Source organism: Halofilum ochraceum, assembly GCF_001614315.2.
GTDB classification, from domain to species: Bacteria; Pseudomonadota; Gammaproteobacteria; order XJ16; family Halofilaceae; genus Halofilum; species Halofilum ochraceum.
In genome coordinates this window covers 144237-162058 of sequence record NZ_LVEG02000011.1, presented here as the reverse complement: position 1 = coordinate 162058, position 17822 = coordinate 144237, and the positions used below count along the sequence as shown (strand labels likewise).

Annotated in this window: 11 protein-coding genes; 3 read left to right on the top strand and 8 right to left on the bottom strand. The window is 66.8% G+C overall.

Translation table 11 applies throughout. The features are described 5' to 3' along the window. Positions 1-164 precede the first annotated feature (164 nt). Positions 165-845, top strand: coding sequence for a dethiobiotin synthase (gene bioD, locus A0W70_RS11815; protein WP_070989338.1), 681 nt, complete (start codon positions 165-167; stop codon positions 843-845). Between the two features lie 103 nt (positions 846-948). Here bioD and pyk read toward each other — a convergent pair whose 3' ends face one another. The 4 genes from pyk to tkt all read right to left on the bottom strand — a co-directional run bounded on the left by pyk (position 949) and on the right by tkt (position 6923). Further along, positions 949-2409 (bottom strand): pyruvate kinase, encoded by a 1461-nt coding sequence (gene pyk, locus A0W70_RS11810; protein WP_070989394.1) that lies wholly within the window; start codon positions 2407-2409, stop codon positions 949-951. Positions 2410-2455: 46 nt separating this feature from the next. Further along, positions 2456-3634 carry a phosphoglycerate kinase gene (locus tag A0W70_RS11805; RefSeq protein WP_070989337.1) on the bottom strand — a complete coding sequence of 393 codons (1179 nt, stop codon included), beginning with the start codon at positions 3632-3634 and terminating at the stop codon, positions 2456-2458. Positions 3635-3644: 10 nt separating this feature from the next. After that, positions 3645-4655, bottom strand: coding sequence for a type I glyceraldehyde-3-phosphate dehydrogenase (gene gap, locus A0W70_RS11800; RefSeq protein WP_070989336.1), 1011 nt, complete (start codon positions 4653-4655; stop codon positions 3645-3647). Between the two features lie 249 nt (positions 4656-4904). Continuing rightward, positions 4905-6923 carry a transketolase gene (gene tkt / locus A0W70_RS11795; RefSeq protein ID WP_070989335.1) on the bottom strand — a complete coding sequence of 673 codons (2019 nt, stop codon included), beginning with the start codon at positions 6921-6923 and terminating at the stop codon, positions 4905-4907. A gap of 320 nt (positions 6924-7243) precedes the next feature. On the opposite strand from tkt, the gene rpoD reads away from it, so the two are divergent. Together rpoD and glgP are read left to right on the top strand one after the other, a co-directional pair. Then, positions 7244-9064, top strand: a complete 1821-nt coding sequence (gene rpoD / locus A0W70_RS11790; protein WP_070989334.1) for an RNA polymerase sigma factor RpoD — start codon at positions 7244-7246, stop codon at positions 9062-9064. A gap of 588 nt (positions 9065-9652) precedes the next feature. Continuing rightward, positions 9653-12205 carry an alpha-glucan family phosphorylase gene (gene glgP / locus A0W70_RS11785; protein WP_070989333.1) on the top strand — a complete coding sequence of 851 codons (2553 nt, stop codon included), beginning with the start codon at positions 9653-9655 and terminating at the stop codon, positions 12203-12205. Positions 12206-12609: 404 nt separating this feature from the next. Here glgP and malQ read toward each other — a convergent pair whose 3' ends face one another. The 4 genes from malQ to glgC all read right to left on the bottom strand — a co-directional run bounded on the left by malQ (position 12610) and on the right by glgC (position 17629). After that, complete coding sequence (gene malQ, locus A0W70_RS11780) at positions 12610-13992, bottom strand: 4-alpha-glucanotransferase (RefSeq protein ID WP_070989332.1); 1383 nt, start codon at positions 13990-13992, stop codon at positions 12610-12612. 43 nt (positions 13993-14035) lie between these two features. Beyond that, positions 14036-14443 carry a hypothetical protein gene (locus tag A0W70_RS11775; protein ID WP_070989331.1) on the bottom strand — a complete coding sequence of 136 codons (408 nt, stop codon included), beginning with the start codon at positions 14441-14443 and terminating at the stop codon, positions 14036-14038. 185 nt (positions 14444-14628) lie between these two features. After that, complete coding sequence (locus A0W70_RS11770) at positions 14629-16308, bottom strand: glycoside hydrolase family 57 protein (protein ID WP_070989330.1); 1680 nt, start codon at positions 16306-16308, stop codon at positions 14629-14631. Between the two features lie 37 nt (positions 16309-16345). After that, complete coding sequence (glgC, locus tag A0W70_RS11765) at positions 16346-17629, bottom strand: glucose-1-phosphate adenylyltransferase (protein ID WP_070989329.1); 1284 nt, start codon at positions 17627-17629, stop codon at positions 16346-16348. Between the last annotated feature and the right edge of the window lie 193 nt (positions 17630-17822).

Below are 17822 nucleotides of genomic sequence, written 5' to 3'. Positions count from 1 at the left end.
TTTTGACCACCGCCGCAGTAGCGTACTTCGAGAACCGCGGTTATAAGTTATAAGCAGGGTCAACGCGATCGCGCGCCCGCCGCCGTGCGCGCGACGGCGCAATTCGCGGAACGGTATCCAGCGAGTGCGCGATACATGACGAAAATCGTGAGTGGGAAACCGACATGAATGGGGTATTCATCACGGGGACCGATACGGGGGTCGGCAAAACGGTCGTCGGCTGCGCGCTGACCCGGGCGCTCGCCCGGGCCGGGCACGCCGTGGCCGTACGCAAACCGGTCGAGTCGGGTTGCGCCCGGCGCGCGGGCCAGCTCGAGCCCGCCGACGGCGCCGCCCTCGCGCGCGCGGCGGGCCATCGCGAGACGCTGGAGACCGTCACGCCCATGCGGCTCGCGCACGCACTCTCCCCCGAACGGGCGGCGTATCTCGAGGGCATGCAGTTGACCCTGCATGACCTGATCGCCGCCGTCCGGATCGGCAACGAATCCGACTTCTTCGTCGTCGAAGGGGCCGGCGGATTCCTCTCGCCGCTGGCGAGCGATGCCCTCAACGCGGACCTCGCCCTCGCGCTGGGCCTGCCCGTGCTGGTCGTGGCCGAAGACCGACTCGGATCGATCAATCACACGCTGCTGACGGTCGAGGCGATCGAACGGCGCGGCCTGCGTCTTGCCGGCATCGTGCTCAACGCCCGCGAGCCGGAGGCCGGCGGCGACATGGCCAATCGGGACGATCTGCTCAGCCGCCTCGGCGGCAACGTAATCCCGTTCCCGCACGGGCGCGAGGACCGCGAGACCGCGGACCTGCTCGCCGAGATCGTCGTGCGAGACTTTGAATCGACGACCTAGATCGAGGCAGATCGACGCAGATCAAGGCTTTTCGGGGAAATTAAAAGCGAATAATTGCAGTTAGCCGCTTGTTGGGCATCTGCACCTGGCAGCCGGACTTCGCTTATTCGGTAATGTCCGGCGGCAGGTCGATTTTGCCCTCCGGGCCCACCTCGATGATCTTCATCGAATTGGTCCCGCCGTGCACACCCATCAGGTCACCCTTGGTCACGATCACGCGGTCGCCAGGCGCGACCGCATCGCGCGCGAACAGCACGGCGATCGCCTCCTGGTTGGCCTCGGCCGGATTGACCTGGATGACCGGATAGGGGACCGGGTACACGCCGCGGAAGAGACTGACCTTGCGACGCGTGCGCTCATGACGCGTCAGTGCGTACACGGGGATACCGGAACTGATCCGGGACATCCACAGCGTCGTATCCCCGGACTCGGTGAGTGCAGCGATCGCTCGCAGACCGAGATGGTTGGCCGTGTACATCGTGGCCATGGCGATGGCCTCATCGGTGCGCTGGAACTGACCCTCCATGCGTCGATCGCCGGCCCGGGATCCCGTGTGGCGTTCCGCGCCCAGGCAGATTCGCGACATGGATGCGACCACCTCGACCGGGTACTCCCCGGACGCGGTCTCGGCCGAAAGCATCACGGCGTCGGTGCCGTCGAGCACCGCATTGGCCACGTCGAAGACCTCGGCCCGCGTCGGCAGCGGACTGGTGATCATCGACTCCATCATCTGGGTGGCGGTAATCACCGGCAGATTGGCCATGCGCGCGGAGCGGATCAGCGATTTCTGAACCGCGGGCAGTTCGGCATCACCGATCTCGACGCCGAGGTCGCCGCGCGCGATCATCACCGCATCGGTCGCGGCAAAGATCTCGTCGATCGCCTCCAGTGCTTCGGCGCGCTCGATCTTGGCGACGATCCCGCCCTGCCCGCCGGCCTCCTTGAACAGCCGGCGCGCGAAGTTCAGATCCTCGGCACTGCGCGGGAACGAAACGGCCAGGTAATCGACGTCGAGTTCCGCCGCCAGGACGATGTCTTCGCGATCCTTGTCCGTGATCGCGGGCGCCGACAACCCGCCGCCCTGACGGTTGATGCCCTTGTTGTTCGACAGGGTGCCGCCGACGCTAACCCGCGTGTGGATGCGCGTGCCCTCGACCGACTCGACCTGGAGCACCAGGCGGCCATCGTCGAGCAGGAGCGTATCGCCGGCGTGGACGTCGTTGGGTAATTCGGCGTAGGTGACGCCGACCGCGGTTGCGTCCCCGTCGTCCTGGCCGAGGGCCGTGTCGAGCGCAAACGCCGCACCGTCCTCGAGCTCCACCTCGCCGGCGGCGAACCGCTCGATCCGGATCTTCGGCCCCTGCAGATCACCGAGGATCGCGACGTCGCGCCCCGCATTCGTCGCGATCTCCCGCACCCGTCGCGCCTTTTCCCGGTGCTCGTCGTGCGTGCCGTGCGAGAAATTCAGACGCACGACATCGACGCCGCCGGCGATCAGGCGCTCGAGCACATCGGGGCCGTCACAAGCGGGACCGAGGGTCGCGACGATCTTGGTACGGCGCATGACCGGCCCCTGGCCGAGCTCATCGAGCTCGACGGGAAGGTTGGTGTTACTTGTCGTTGGCGCGCTGTTCAAGGATATCCACTGCGGGCAGATGCCCGTGCTCGACGAACTCGAGGAATGCGCCCCCGCCCGTACAGATATAGTCCATGCGGTCGGTCATCATGAACTGGCGCAGGGCCGCAAGCGTATCGCCGCCACCGGCGATGGAATAGGCACCGGAGGCCGCGATCGCTTCGGCGAGCGCGCGCGTGCCACCGGCAAACTGGTCGATCTCGAACATGCCCACGGGGCCGTTCCAGAAGATCGTACCGGCGTCCTCGAGCAGGCCCGCGTAGCGCGACCGGGTCTCGGGACCGACATCGAGGATCATGTCATCGTCGCTGACATCGGCGACCGGCTTGATCGTCGTCAGGGCGTCCGAATGGGCATAGGGGGCCACCACCACCTCGGTCGGAATCGGAATCGCCGCACCCCGCTCCTCGGCCTTCGCGATGAGCCGCTTCGCGGACTCCACCAGTTCCGGCTCGTAGAGCGACTTGCCGACCGGGTGGCCCTCGGCCGCGATGAAGGTGTTGGCGATGCCGCCCCCGACGATCAGGCGGTCCACCTTGTCCAGCAGGGCGTCGAGGACGCCGAGCTTGGTCGAGACCTTGGAACCGCCCACGATCGCCGTCAACGGGCGGCGGGGGTTCTCGAGCACATGCTTGAGCGTATCGACCTCGCGCGACAGCAGCGGGCCGGCGCATGCCAGCGGCGCATACTCCGCCACGCCGTGCGTCGACGCCTGGGCGCGGTGAGCCACGCCGAAGGCATCCATGACGTAGACGTCGCAGAGGGCGGCCATCTTTTTGGCGAGCTCCGGATCGTTGGCCTTCTCGCCCTCGAGCCAGCGCACGTTCTCGCACAGGACCATGTGACCCGGCTCGATTTCCGGCAGGCCGTCGATCCAGTCGCGGACCAGCTCGACCGGTTTGCCGAGCAGCGCCGAGAGGTGATCGGCCACCGGCTTCAGCGAGGAGGCATCGTCGGGCTGACCTTCCTTCGGCCGGCCGAGATGGGCCATCACGGCCACCCGGGCACCGGCGTCGAGGGCCGCCTGGATGGTCGGCAGCGACGCCTGGATGCGCTCATCGCTGGTGACGCGCCCGTCGGCGACCGGCGAGTTCAGGTCCTCGCGGATGAGCACCCGCTTGCCCGCGAGATCGATGTCCTCCATGCGCAGCATCGACGGCTCCTCAGCTCTTCGCCCAGGCGATCGCGACGTCGAGCATGCGGTTCGAGAAGCCCCACTCGTTGTCGTACCAGGCGACCGCCTTCACCAGCGTGCCGTCGGTCACCAGCGTCTGGGTCGAATCGAAGGTCGAGGACGCCGGGTCATGGTTGAAGTCGACCGATACCAGCGGCTGATCGTTGTAGGCCAGCACGCCCTTGAGCGGGCCCGCGGCCGCCTTGCGGCAGGCCTCGTTGATCTCCTCGATCGTGGTCTCGCGGTTGGCGATGAAGCTGAAGTCCACGAGCGATACGTTGATCGTCGGGACACGAACCGAGTAGCCCTGCAGCTTGCCGGCGAGTTCCGGCAGCACGAGGCCGACGGCCTTGGCGGCGCCGGTCGAGGTCGGGATCATCGAATGCGTCGCCGAGCGCGCGCGGCGCAGGTCGCTGTGATAGACGTCGGTGAGCACCTGGTCGTTGGTGTAGCTGTGGACCGTCGTCATCTGGCCGCAGCGCACACCCACCGTTTCGTTCAGTGCCTTGACCAGCGGCGCGAGGCAGTTGGTCGTGCAGGAGGCGTTGGAGACCACGGTCATGTCCTGCGTCAGGACCTCGTGATTCACGCCGTAGCACACGGTCGCGTCGACATTGCCCTTGGCGGGCGCCGAGATCAGCACCTTGTTCGCGCCGGCGGTGATATGGGCCCGCGCCTTGTCGGCGTCGGTGAACAGCCCGGTGCATTCCAGCACGACATCGACGCCGAGCTCGCCCCACGGCAGCTTCGACGGATCGCGCTCGGCGCAGACGCGGATGCGATCGCCGTTGACGACCATCGCGTCCTGCTCCACCGCCACCTCGCCCGGGAACCGCCCATGGGCGGTATCAAAACGGGTCAGATGCGCGTTGGTCTCGGCATCGCCGAGATCGTTGATGGCGACGATCTGGAGTTCGTCGGTCCGCCCGTACTCGTACAGCGAGCGCAGCACATTGCGCCCGATACGCCCGTAGCCGTTGATCGCAACCTTCGTGGCCATGGCCAGTTATCCTCCTGAGTGTCAGGTAATCAGGGGCGCCCGTCGGTGCCCCGCTAGCAGTGAATCTGATTCACGGAATCCGGCTCGGTGCCAATGGACCCGTGTTTTTGGGGTTCTCGCCAAGACGCCAAGTGCGCCAAGGAACAGAAAAACCGGGCGCGAACTGCCGGCATTGGCCTTCGGCCAAGGCCGGCCTACGATGTACTTTGCATTCCTTGGCGCACTTGGCGTCTTGGCGAGAGACCGCTTTTAAGCGTTCTCGGCCGTCCGGGCCTCGCCGACCACATTACGGGCGGTCTCGACGACGTGGTCGACGGTGAAGCCGAAGTGCGCCATCACGTCGCCGGAAGGCGCGGACTCGCCGAAGGTGTCGATGCCGACCACGGCGCCCTCCGGGCCGACCACGCCCCGCCAGCCACCGGTCACACCGGCCTCGATCGCGACCCGGCGGCCGCCGCGCGGCAGCACGGCATCCTGCCACGCGCGGTCCTGCGCCTCGAAACGATCAAGACAGGGCATCGAGACCACGCGGGCCTGAATGCCATCCGCCGCCAGCCGCTCGGCGGCGCCCGTCGCCAGGTGCACCTCGGAACCGGTCGCGATCAGCGTAACGTCCGGCTCGCCGTCGCAATCCACCAGCACATAGCCGCCGCGGGCGATCGCCGTCTTCTGGTCCGCATCGCGCTGCTGCGGCGGCAGCCCCTGGCGCGAGAAGGCCAGCGCCACCGGGCCGTCGGTCCGCTCCAGAGCGCGGCGCCAGGCGGCGACGGTCTCAACCGCGTCGCAGGGCCGCCAGACTTCCATGCGCGGAATCAGGCGCAACGTGGCGAGCTGCTCCACCGCCTGGTGCGTCGGACCGTCCTCGCCGAGACCGATCGAGTCGTGGGTATAGACGAAAATGCTCGGGATCTTCATCAACGCGGACATGCGGACTGCGTTGCGGGCGTACTCCGAGAACATCAGGAACGTCCCGCCGAACGGCTTGAACCCGCCATGCAGAACGATGCCGTTGACGATCGCGGACATGGCGAACTCGCGCACGCCGTAATACAGATAACCGCCGTCCGCGTGGCGTCGATCGATATCGGTTGCGCCCTTCCAGCGGGTGTTGTTCGAGCCGGTCAGGTCGGCCGAGCCGCCCAGCAGTTCCGGCAGGGCATCGGCGAAACCGCCGATCGCCGCCTGCGAGGCCTTGCGCGTGGCGACCTTCTCGGCCGCCTCGTCGGTGCGCTCGAGCAGTTGCTCGGCATGCTCGGCCCAGCCCTCCGGCAGCTCACCGGCCAGGCGTCGATCCAGCTCCGCGGCCAGCTCCGGACAGGCCTTGCGGTAAGCGGCCATGCGGGCGTTCCAGTCGGCCTCGCGGTCGGCTCCGGCCGTCCGCGCATCCCAGCCGGCGTAGATCTCTTCCGGGACCTCGAACGGCGCGTGCGACCAGCCGATGGTCTCGCGCACCAGGGCGATCTCGTCATCGCCCAGCGCCGCACCATGCGATTCCTCCTTGCCCTGCTTGTTGGGCGAACCCCAGCCGATCACGGTCTTGCAGCAGATGATGGACGGCCGATCGGTCTCGGCCCGGGCCGCCTCGATCGCGGCGCGCACCGCCGCCGGGTCGTGGCCGTCGACATCGGGCACGACGTGCCAGTTGTAGGCGGCGAAGCGGGTCGGGGTGTCGTCCGTGAACCAACCCTCGACCGGCCCGTCGATCGAGATCCCGTTGTCGTCGTAGAACACGACCAGCTTACCGAGGCCGAGCGTCCCGGCCAGCGAGCAGGCCTCGTGGGAAATGCCCTCCATCAGGCAGCCATCGCCGGCGAACGCGTACGTCCAGTGGTCAATGACCTCGTGACCATCGCGGTTGAAGCGCGCCGCCAAAGTCTTCTCGGCGAGCGCCATGCCGACGGCGTTGGCCAGCCCCTGGCCGAGCGGGCCGGTGGTGGTCTCGACACCGGGGGTGTAGCCGTATTCGGGATGCCCGGGCGTCATCGAGTGCAGCTGGCGGAAGCGCTTGATCTCGTCCAGCGGCAGCGCGTAGCCGGTCAGGTGCAGCAGCGAGTACAGCAGCATCGACCCGTGACCGTTGGACAGCACGAAACGGTCACGGTCGGGCCAGTCCGGATTGGCGGGGTTATGCCGGAGATAGTCGTTCCAGAGCACCTCGGCGATGTCCGCCATGCCCATGGGCATGCCGGGGTGGCCGGAATTGGCCTGCTGTACCGCGTCCATGGACAGCGCGCGGATGGCGTTGGCGAGATCGCGACGCGCGGGCATACTGGAACTCCCGGGGTGTTGCCGTATCTAATAAGGACAGGCGTGGGCCGGCGTGGCGGAAACGCGGCGCGGGCCTTGCAGAGCCACGGCGCCACCCCCACTTTCCAGTGAGGCCGAAGGCGGTAATTGACCGCTTTTCGAACTGTACCGACACGCCGCGACCAGACGCGGCGAGGCGCGATTGTCGCCTACCCGGCGGTTGACAGCAAGCCGCCGGGGGCGCACGCCCGGGCAGCCCGTAGTCTGGAACAACGGGCTATCGGCTGTTATACTGGAAGATTACCTTCGCTGCGTGAAATGCCTGCCGGCATCCGGAGACTATGGATCAGGAACAGCAATCCCGCCTGAAAGAGTTGATCGCCAAGGGCAAGGAGCAGGGTTACCTGACCTATGCCGAGGTAAACGATCACCTGCCCGACGGCGTCGTCGAGCCCGACCAGGTCGAAGACATCATCTCGATGATCAACGACATGGGCATCTCTGTGCACGAAGTCGCGCCCGACAACGACACATTGATGCTCGCGGACGAGCCCGTCAACACCGACGACGATGCCGCGGACGAGGCCGCCGCCGCGCTGGCCACTGTCGATGGCGAATTCGGCCGCACGACCGACCCCGTGCGCATGTACATGCGTGAAATGGGCACCGTCGAGCTGCTGACGCGCGAGGGCGAGATCGAGATCGCGAAGCGCATCGAGGACGGCACCTACAAGATGATGGCCGCGCTCGCCGATTACCCCGGCACCGCGGGCAAGATCATCGAGAAGTGGGACAAGATCGAAGCGGGCGAGGCGCGCCTTACGGAACTGATGAGCGGTTTCCAGGACCCCGAGGCCCCCGATACGGCCATGTCGCCGTCCGCCGACGACAGTGCCGACCGCAGCACGGACGAGGAAGAGGCACCGGACAACTCGATCGATATCGAACAGGTCCGCGCGCACATGGAAGAACTGCGGCAGATGCACAACCGTGTGGTGACCGCGCTCGACAAGGCGGCGCGTCAGCGCACGCATCCCAAGTCCGGCGTCCGCGCCCAGAAGCAGCGCGAAGAGATGGCCACGAAGGTCCTCGAAATCCAGCTCGTGCCGGCCTTCGTCGACCAGTGCGTGAAGAACCTGCGCGAACGTGCCGACTCGGTGCGCGCCCAGGAGCGGTCGATCATCCACGCCGTGACCACCCGCGCCAATATGTCGCGCAAGGCCTTCATCGCCTCGTTCACCGGGCGCGAGAGCGACCCGGCGTGGCTGCAGGAACTGATCGACGCCGGCGAACACTACTCGAAGAAGGTCGCCAATCAGAGCGAGACCATCGAGGGCGCGCAGACGCGACTGCAGCAGATCGAGCGGGACACGCACCTGCCCGTTTCCGAGATCAAGGAGTCGAAACGGCGCCTGTCCATCGGCGAGGCCAAGGCCCGCCGCGCCAAGAAGGAAATGGTCGAGGCGAACCTGCGGCTGGTGATCTCGATCGCCAAGAAATACACCAACCGCGGCCTGCAGTTCCTGGACCTCATTCAGGAGGGCAACATCGGCCTCATGAAGGCGGTCGACAAGTTCGAATACCGCCGCGGTTACAAGTTCTCGACCTACGCGACGTGGTGGATTCGCCAGGCCATCACGCGCTCGATCGCCGACCAGGCGCGGACCATCCGTATCCCGGTCCACATGATCGAGACGATCAACAAGCTCAACCGGATCTCCCGCCAGATGCTGCAGGAGATGGGCCGCGAGCCGACGCCGGAGGAGCTGGCCGAGCGCATGGAGATGCCCGAGGACAAGGTCCGCAAGGTGCTCAAGATCGCCAAGGAACCGATCTCCATGGAGACGCCCATCGGCGACGACGAAGACTCGCACCTCGGCGACTTCATCGAGGACGCCTCGGTCCAGTCGCCGGTCGAAGCGGCCACCACCGAGGGCCTGTCGGAGACCACCGAGGGCGTACTCGCGAGCCTGACGCCGCGCGAGGCCAAGGTCCTGCGGATGCGCTTCGGTATCGGCATGAACACCGACCACACGCTCGAAGAGGTCGGCAAGCAGTTCGACGTCACGCGCGAGCGCATCCGCCAGATCGAGGCCAAGGCCCTGCGCAAGCTGCGCCACCCGAGCCGCTCGGAACAGCTGCGCTCGTTCCTCGACGATTGATGACGGCGGACAAGCCGACGCGAAAAGGCCGCATCCGGACGCCGGGTGCGGCTTTTTTCATTTGAGAGATCGGCGTAGACGTGGGTTTGGGTTCTCGCCAAGGCGCGGAGGGCGCCAAGAGTCGCAAAGGAAACCATTGTAGGCGCGTCTTCGGGCGGCGCGGACGAGCGCCGTTCGAATGCGCGCGGCGCGCCCCGAAGATTGTATCCTCGCACTCGCACATCCGCGGCGGAGATCAGATCAACACGCGTACCCGCGCGCATCAGACCGAGTGCCCCGCGCTCCGGCGCTTTGCGGGAGCGTGCGCCGCTGGCCGCCACGGGACAGTACGATGAATCCCGTGCGGTGCAAGCGATGCGCGCGTTCGCCTTCGGCGAAAACGCGCCTACGGGCTTCGTCCGACCACGCGACCGCCATACCTTCGTTTTTCCTTCGCGACCTCTGCGCTCTTGGCGCCTTGGCGAGAACCCGAATGCACTGCCGACCAGAATTCCCCGCCCGGCCTGTGGCAATCTGACAGCGCTGGCGCTATAAATCACACGCGGGCCCCGGATTTCCGGGGCTCGCGTCCATTCCGAGGAGATGCCCATGGCGGGCAACCGCTACCCGCTCGAAGTCCGGCCCGTGATCCCGGAGGCGCTGGCGCGCCTGCACGATCTGTCCGGCAACCTGATCTATTCCTGGGACCGCCGCGTGCGCGGGCTGTTCCGGCGCATCGACAGCGACCTCTGGGATCGCTGCGGCCATAACCCGAAGGTATTCCTCCGGCGCGTGCCACAGGAGCGGTTCGAGGCGCTCGCCCAGGACGCGGACTTCCTCGCCGAGTACAACGCCGCGCTGATGGCGTTCGATCAGTATCACGAGGCGACCAATCCGAAAATCCGACGCGTCGATGGCTTGGATCCGGCCACCGACGCCATCGCCTATTTCTGCATGGAGTATGGGCTGCACGAGAGCCTGCATCTCTATTCCGGGGGGCTTGGCATCCTCGCCGGTGATCACTGCAAGGCGGCCGCGGACATCGGACTGCCCTTCACTGCCGTGGGCCTGATGTACCGCCAGGGGTACTTCACGCAGACGGTGGACGCCGAGGGCTGGCAGCAGGCCCATTACCTGCCGGTCGAGCTGGCCGATGAACCGATCACGCCCGCGCGGGACGCCGACGGCAACGACCTGCGGATCACGGTTCCGTTCCCGAAACGCGACGTCCATGTCCGCGTCTGGCAGGCGCTGGTCGGCCATGTCCGCATCCTGCTGCTGGACACGGAACTCGACGAAAACGCCACCGATGACCGCGCGATCACCTATCAGCTGTACGGCGGCGATACCGGCACCCGGATCGCGCAGGAGATCGTGCTCGGCATCGGCGGCGTACGCGCGCTGCGCGCCCTGGGCCTCGCCCCGAGCGTCTGGCACATCAACGAGGGGCACCCCGCGTTCTCGATCCTCGAACGCTGCCGCGAGCAGGTCGCCGCCGGTCTCGATTTCGACGCCGCGCTCGAGGCGGTCGCCGCGGCGACGGTGTTCACCACGCACACGCCGGTGCCGGCGGGCCACGATCTGTTCCCGCACGACCTGATGACGAAGCACTTCCGCGGCTACACGGACGCGCTCGGCATCAGCCTCGAACGGTTCCTCGATCTCGGCGATTCCCCCCAGGACGAAGGCCACTTCAACATGACCGCCCTCGCTCTGCGTGGCTCGCGGCGGCACAACGGCGTCAGCCGGATCCACGGCGACACCGCGGCGACCATGGAGCGTTACCTCTGGCCGGAGGTGCCGGCCAGCGAGAATCCGATTACCTACGTCACCAACGGGGTCCACATCCCGACCTTCCTCGCGCGCGACTGGGCCGACCTGTTCGACGGCACCCTTCCCGGCTGGCGCAGTCATCTATGCGACGAGTCGTTCTGGCGCGAGGGCATCGACGCCATTCCGAGCCAACGCTTCTGGTCCGTGCGTCAGCTCCTCAAGGGGCATCTGATGACGGCCCTCTCCGAGCGCCTGACCGCGGATTACACGCGGCGCCACGTCAGCCGCGCGCGGATCCGCTCGATGCAGCAGGCGCTATCGCCGGAGAACACCCAGACGCTCGTGATCGGCTTCGCACGGCGGTTCGCGACCTATAAGCGCGCGCTGCTGCTGTTCCGGGATCCGGAACGCCTTGCACGCCTGCTGGGCGATCCCGAGCGCCCGGTCATCATCCTGTTCGCCGGCAAGGCCCATCCGAAGGACGAACCCGGGCAGGGACTCATTCACGAAATCGTCCAGCGCAGCAGCGAACCGGCGTTCCGCGACCGCGTGTTCTTCCTCGAGGGCTACGGCATGACCCTGGCGCGACGCCTGGTCACGGGTGTCGACGTCTGGCTGAACAACCCCGAGTACCCGATGGAGGCCAGCGGCACATCGGGCCAGAAGGCGGCTGCCAACGGCGTACTCAACCTCAGCGTGCTCGACGGCTGGTGGGCGGAAGGCTTCAACGGAGAAAACGGCTGGGCCGTCGAACCGCACGCCGTCGGCATCGACCCCGAGGAACGCGATGACGTCGAGGCCGAGGAACTGCTGGATCTGCTCGAGTACGAGGTGATCCCAAGCTGGTTCAGTGGCGACGGCGGTGTACCGGAGGACTGGATCGCGCGGGCTCGCGCCTCGATCACCAGCATCCTGCCGCGCTTCAACGCCGAGCGCATGGTGTTCGAATACGCCCACCGCCTCTACCGCCCGGCGGCCGAACACGGCCGCCGGCTGGCCGCGAAAGACGGCGCCCGCGCCCGGGCACTGGGCGAGTGGAAACGCCGGATTCGCGAGCGCTGGCGCGGTGTCGGCCTGCACTGGGCGGAAGCGCCACCGGGTGCCGCGCGCACCAGTGAACCCGTGCGGCTCGCGGTCGCCGTACACCTCGGGGGTCTGGCGGCCGAGGATATCCGCGTGGAATGCGTGCTCGACCTGTCACACGATGGCACCGACGCCGAGCCGCGCATCGAACGGTTCACGCTCGCCCCGGACGCGAGTCACGAAACCCGCTTCGAACTGGAACTCGACGATCTGCCGAACGGGCTGCTGCACATGCGCGTGCGCGCCTATCCATGGCACGAGGACCTGGCACATCCCTTCGAGATGGGGTTGATGACCTGGCTGTAGAGGCGGAGGGCGGAGCAGGACCCCGTAGGCCGGCTTTTGCCGAAGGCAACAGCCGGCGCGTGCGCCTATCCAAGCCGCGGCTTTTCCGGGATGCGAAGCGGTAAGGGCAGCAGGCGTAGGCCGGCTTTGCCCGGCGTCCCCAACACGCCCGTTCTGCATCGCCATTCGCCGCCGGGGAATGCCGGCATTGCGCGGTGAGATGCCCGCGCCGATATCCATCTCCACGGACCGCGCAAAGCCGGCCTACTTCCGGCGGACCTCTGACTATGGGGGGTCCTGTAGGTCGGGCTTACAGCCCGACACTCGTCACCCCTTGATCTGTCGGGCTGTAAGCCCGACCTACACCGTCCCCAACGCGCTGCCTGGTTTTGTTCAGGGCTTCCCTGAGTCGGCCGGGTCTCGGTTCAATCCACCCGACCAAAGCGGGCCAGGCGCGCCCGCCATTGGGTGGTATCGGACCGGGTAAAGTCATCCGCTTCGAAGCGCCAGACCCAGTTGCCGTGGCGGCGGCCCGGGACGTTCATGCGGGCCTCGTTGCCCAAGGCGAGCAGATCCTGGAGCGGGATGATGGCGAGGCGTGCGCGTGATGCGAGGGCGGCATCGATCAGGGGCGCGGGCATGGTCTCCCCGGTCGTTTCCAGCACGCTTCGAACCGTATCGCGCGCGGCTTCGTCGAGACTGCGCCACCAGCCCAGTGTCGTGTCGTTGTCATGGGTGCCGGTGTAGGCCACGCACCATTCCGGGTGATTGTGCGGGCGATGCGGATTCTCCGGCCCGTCGTCGAACGCGAACTGCAGGACGCGCATACCGGGTAGCCCGAGCGCGTCGCGCAGCGCATGGACATCGTCGGTGATCACGCCGAGGTCCTCGGCCACCAGCGGCAGATGACCGAGCTGCGCGCGGATCGCGTCGAACGGTTCCCGGCCGGGCCCCGTGATCCAGCGCCCTTCGCGCGCGTCGGCCGCCCCCGCCGGGATCGACCATGCGGCGGCGAAGCCGCGGAAGTGGTCGATGCGTACCAGATCGAAACAGCCCGCCTGCACGCGCAGCCGCCGGCACCACCAGCGCCAGCCATCCGCCGCGTGGGCCGCCCAGTCGTGCAGTGGCTGCCCCCAGTGCTGGCCGGTATCGGAGAATGCGTCCGGCGGGACGCCGGCCTCACCGGTGACCGTGCCGTCGGCAGCGACGGCGAACAGGTGCGGCTCGGCCCAGACGTCGGCACTGTCGAGCGCGCAGTAGATCGGCACATCGCCGAACAGGCCAACGCCGCGCTCATGGGCGTACGCACGCAGGCGCCGCCACTGGCGCGCGAACTGCCACTGGGCCACTTTCTCGGCATGGATCGCACCGGCCAGTTCGGCTCGGGCATCGGCGAGCGCATCCACCGCCCGTTCACGCACGCCGACCGGCCATTCCGGCCATGGGCGTCCGATCTCTCGGCGCAGGGCGGCGAACAACGCCCAGTCCTCCAGCCAGTCGCTTTCCACCTCAACGAAGGCGTTCAGGGCTTCGTCCGAAGGCTCCGGACAATCGGATGGGTCCAGCAGATGGGTTCCGCCGGCGCAGGTCGACGGCGGCTGGTAGGGACAATCCGCCTCATCGACCGGCCCCACCGGCAGCATCTGCCAGTAGCGGAAACCGGCCGCCGCGAGCCAGTCGACGAAACGGTACGCCGAGGCGTCGAGACGCCCGTTCGCGCCCGGCCCGGGCAGCGAGGTCGGGTGCAGCAGCACGCCGGCGGAGCGATTCCCCAGGGCCGATTCATCGAATGCGCCGTCGCCGTTCAACGGATTCGCGAACCGATCGTTTCCGCTCGCGCCGAAGGATCGATCAACGCGATCCCATCCGGCGCAACGCGTTCAGAAGCAGCAGCGTCCCCAGCCCCCAGACACCATTGAGGACCATGCCGACCGGCACCATGCCGAGACCGACATCGATCCCCTTGAGCGGAAACACGACCAGCAGGGCGACCGCGGTCGGCCCGATCGCTCCCACGACGGCGGCCCAGACCCAGCGCTTGAGCCCGTGGCTCGCCCGCACCAGCAGCCAGAGCACGATGCCCCACACGCCGCCCCAGAACGCGAGCGAGATGACCGCCGGGACGCCCAGCGGCTCCGTGGGTGCCAGGTTGTAGGCACTCGCACCGATCACGCCCGTGGCGGACAGCAGTGCGACCAGACCCTGATGGAAAATCAGCGTTGCGAGGAAGCCGGCGATAAAGGATTTCAGGTGAATCATTGGGTTATTCCCGAGGCCTATTCAGAAGTCAAAAGAGCAGCCTCACGCAGAGGCTCGGAGCACGCAAAGAAAAGAAAAACCGGCGAAATGGCGATGATGTCGTATAGCGGGCCTACGAATCGTTTCCACAACAACCATCCTCCTCAGCCCTTGGCCCTTGGCCCTTGGCCCTGCCGCCTGAGTCCTCACTTCCCACCCCGCATCACCCCACCCGCCGCCGGCTGGCCGCTTCCGTGGGCGAAGGCGTGGGCGAGTTCTTCGGGGGGGTCGAGGCCGACGGCAGTGTAGAGGCCGGCGAGCTGGCGCCGGTAGAGGGCGTCGAAGGAGGCGACCGCCTCTTCCGGGTTGTACTCCCCCGGCCACCAGAACCAGTCCGAGCCCTCGCAGACGGCGAGCCGCCGTTCCAGATCGGCCGTACGCTCGGCCCCGTCGGCCAGGGCCTCGTCGACCGCCGCACGGGCGTGCAGCAGCAGTTCCCAGGCGCTGTTCTTCTGTGGATCGCCGATCCAGGTGTTGAAGTCACCGTACACCCAGGAGCCGGCGACGACATGATCCAGCACCGGCATGTCATCACCGTGTTCGTGCACGCACTCGGTAAACGTGCACAGACGCAGCCGTGGGTGCTCATCCAGCATGCGGTAGAGTGCCTCCAGGAAGTGCCAGCCGTTCGCCGGGTAATACTCCCAGGCGTTCTCGCCATCGAGGATGATCGAAACGACCCGACCGGGCTCCGCTTCCGGATCGTCGGCGATGGCCTCGAGATGCGCGACGAAATCCGCGGCGGCGTCGTCGGCGTGCCAGTCCTGGTAGACGAAGCCGATCCGGTCGGAGAGCGCGTCGTCGCGGAAGAAGGTCGGCAGACCCCGCTCACCGGTCCGGTAGGGGCGATGGACGGCGTCACCGGCGGGCTCATCGTCGCCGAGACTGTGGCGCAGGACCTGCTGGCCGGTTGCCGCCCAGGCGAAATCCGCATCGGCGATCGCGTCGAGCGCCGCGTCGGACACCCCGCCCTCCGAAGGCCAGCAGCCGGCCGGAGGCTGACCGAACCGCTCGGCGTGCGTCTCTTTGGCTCGAGCCAGATGCCAGTGGGCGCGTTCGAGCCCGTCGGGATAACCGTCGCCGGCCGGCAAAGCCGTGTCGGGCCGGGCTTCCTGCGCGCTCTCGAAATCGATCAGCAGCGGCAGTATCGGATGGGTGTAGGGATTGCAGGCGAGCTCGACCCGGCCACTTTCCGCCAGGGCGCGCCAGCGCGGCACGATGCCCGCCAACGTATCGCGAACCAGTTCCAGCAGTTCGCGACGATCATCCGGCGAGAGCCCCTCGGTACATTCACGCAGACGGGCCGCACGCGGATCGCTGTCGACCACGCTCTCACCCAGCCAGGCCAGCATGTACCAGGCGACAAGATCTTCGAGAAAGGACTCGCCCAGCCACACCTCCGCCCCCGGGCGCTCGATCGACGCGCGTGCCAGCGCGCTCAGACGGGCGAGCGGCGGGTGGCGCGAGACCATATGAATGGGGTGCGCACGCAGGCAGGCCTTCAGCAGTGCCTGCTGACCTTCCTGGTCCTGTGGAATCCCGTCGGGACACAGCGCCGCGAGGAGCGGATCGGCCGGCGGCGGACCGCCATCGAAATGCGCATCCAGCTGATCCACCAGCGCCTCGAGCTGGTCGAGGACCAGCGGCGAGAAGTTGACGACACTCACCGCCCCCGGGATCCGCTCGAGATGGGCCGCCATGTCGGTGTAGTCCTTGAGCGCATGCAGCAGCAGCCACGGCTCGACGAACGTTCCGTCACGGGGATCGCGATACTCGGGCTGATGCATGTGCCAGCACAGCACCACACGGAGGGTGTCATCGCTCATGGGTGTTGGTGTCTTCCCGGGTGGAGAGGATCAGGTGTCAGGCGTGGCGCGGGCGTCGGCGCCGCCGATCCTGGCCGAGATGCTCCCGCGTCACGAGGACAACGCCGCCACGGCTGACATGGAAACGCTCGGCATCGGCCACGGGATCCTCGCCGATGACCGTGCCGTCTTCGATCCGGCAGTTGGCGTCGATAATCGCCCGACGAATCCGGCAATTACGGCCGATGCGGACATTGGGCAGTGCGAGGGCATCATCAACGGTCGAGTGTTCGTCGACCCATACGTTGGTGAACAGCAGCGAGTGGCGGACGCTGGCACCGGCGACGATGCAGCCGCCGGAGAGCATGGAATCGATCGCCATGCCACGACGTCCATCCTCGTCGAACACGAACTTGGCGGGCGGCCACTGTTCCTGGTAGGTCCAGATCGGCCATTCCTGATCATAGAGATTCAGTTCCGGCGTCACGCCGATGAGTTCGAGATTGGCCGACCAGTAGGAATCGATGTCGCCGACATCGCGCCAGTAACCGGGTTTGTCCTCGGCGGGATCGCGGAAGGGGAAACCATACACTTCGCAGCCCGCCGCGACGGCGGCCGGGAGAATATCGCGCCCGAAATCATGGGCCGAGGTCTCATCGAGCGCGTCCTCCCGCAGGCGCTCCAGCAGCCATTCCGTGCGGAAGATGTAGATCCCCATCGACGCCAGCGCCATATCGGGCTGCCCCGGCATGGGCGGCGGGTCGACGGGCTTCTCGACGAAACCGTTTACGCGACCGTTGTCATCGACATCCAGTACGCCGAAACCGGTCGCCTGCTCACGCGGAACCGGCATGCAGCCGACGGTGACGTCGGCTTCGTGTTCGACATGGAAGCCGAGCATCGTGCCGTAGTCCATCTTGTAGACATGATCACCGCCCAGCACGAGCACGTACTCCGGATCGTGCATCTCGACGATGTCGGCGTTCTGGTACACGGCATCGGCGGTCCCCCGATACCAGATCTCCCCGACCCGCTGCTGCGCCGGCAGCAGTTCGACGAACTCGCCGAACTCACCCCGGAAGAACCCCCAGCCGTGCTGTACGTGCTGGATGAGTTCATGCGCCATGTACTGGGTCAGCACGCCGATCTGGCGAATACCGGAGTTCACGCAGTTCGACAGCGCGAAATCGATGATCCGGAATTTGCCACCGAATGGCACCGCGGGCTTGACCCGATCGGTCGTCAGACCGCCAAGCCGGGTTCCCCGCCCACCGGCCAATACCAGCGCCAGGGTCTCCCGCGTGATACGGCTGACGAAACGCTCCGGCTTACGCGGCCACATACTCTCCCTCCGGGCGATGTCACGCTCCCGCTCCGAGCATAGCTGACAGCGCAGGTGGCGCCCATGCGTGGCTGGGTATTCGGCTCAAAAAACCGATCTCTCGCCAAGACGCCAAGCGCGCCAAGAAAGAAAAATCAAAATCGGAAAGTGGCTTTTCTGAGGTCCAGACCGGATTCGACCATCACGCTCATTC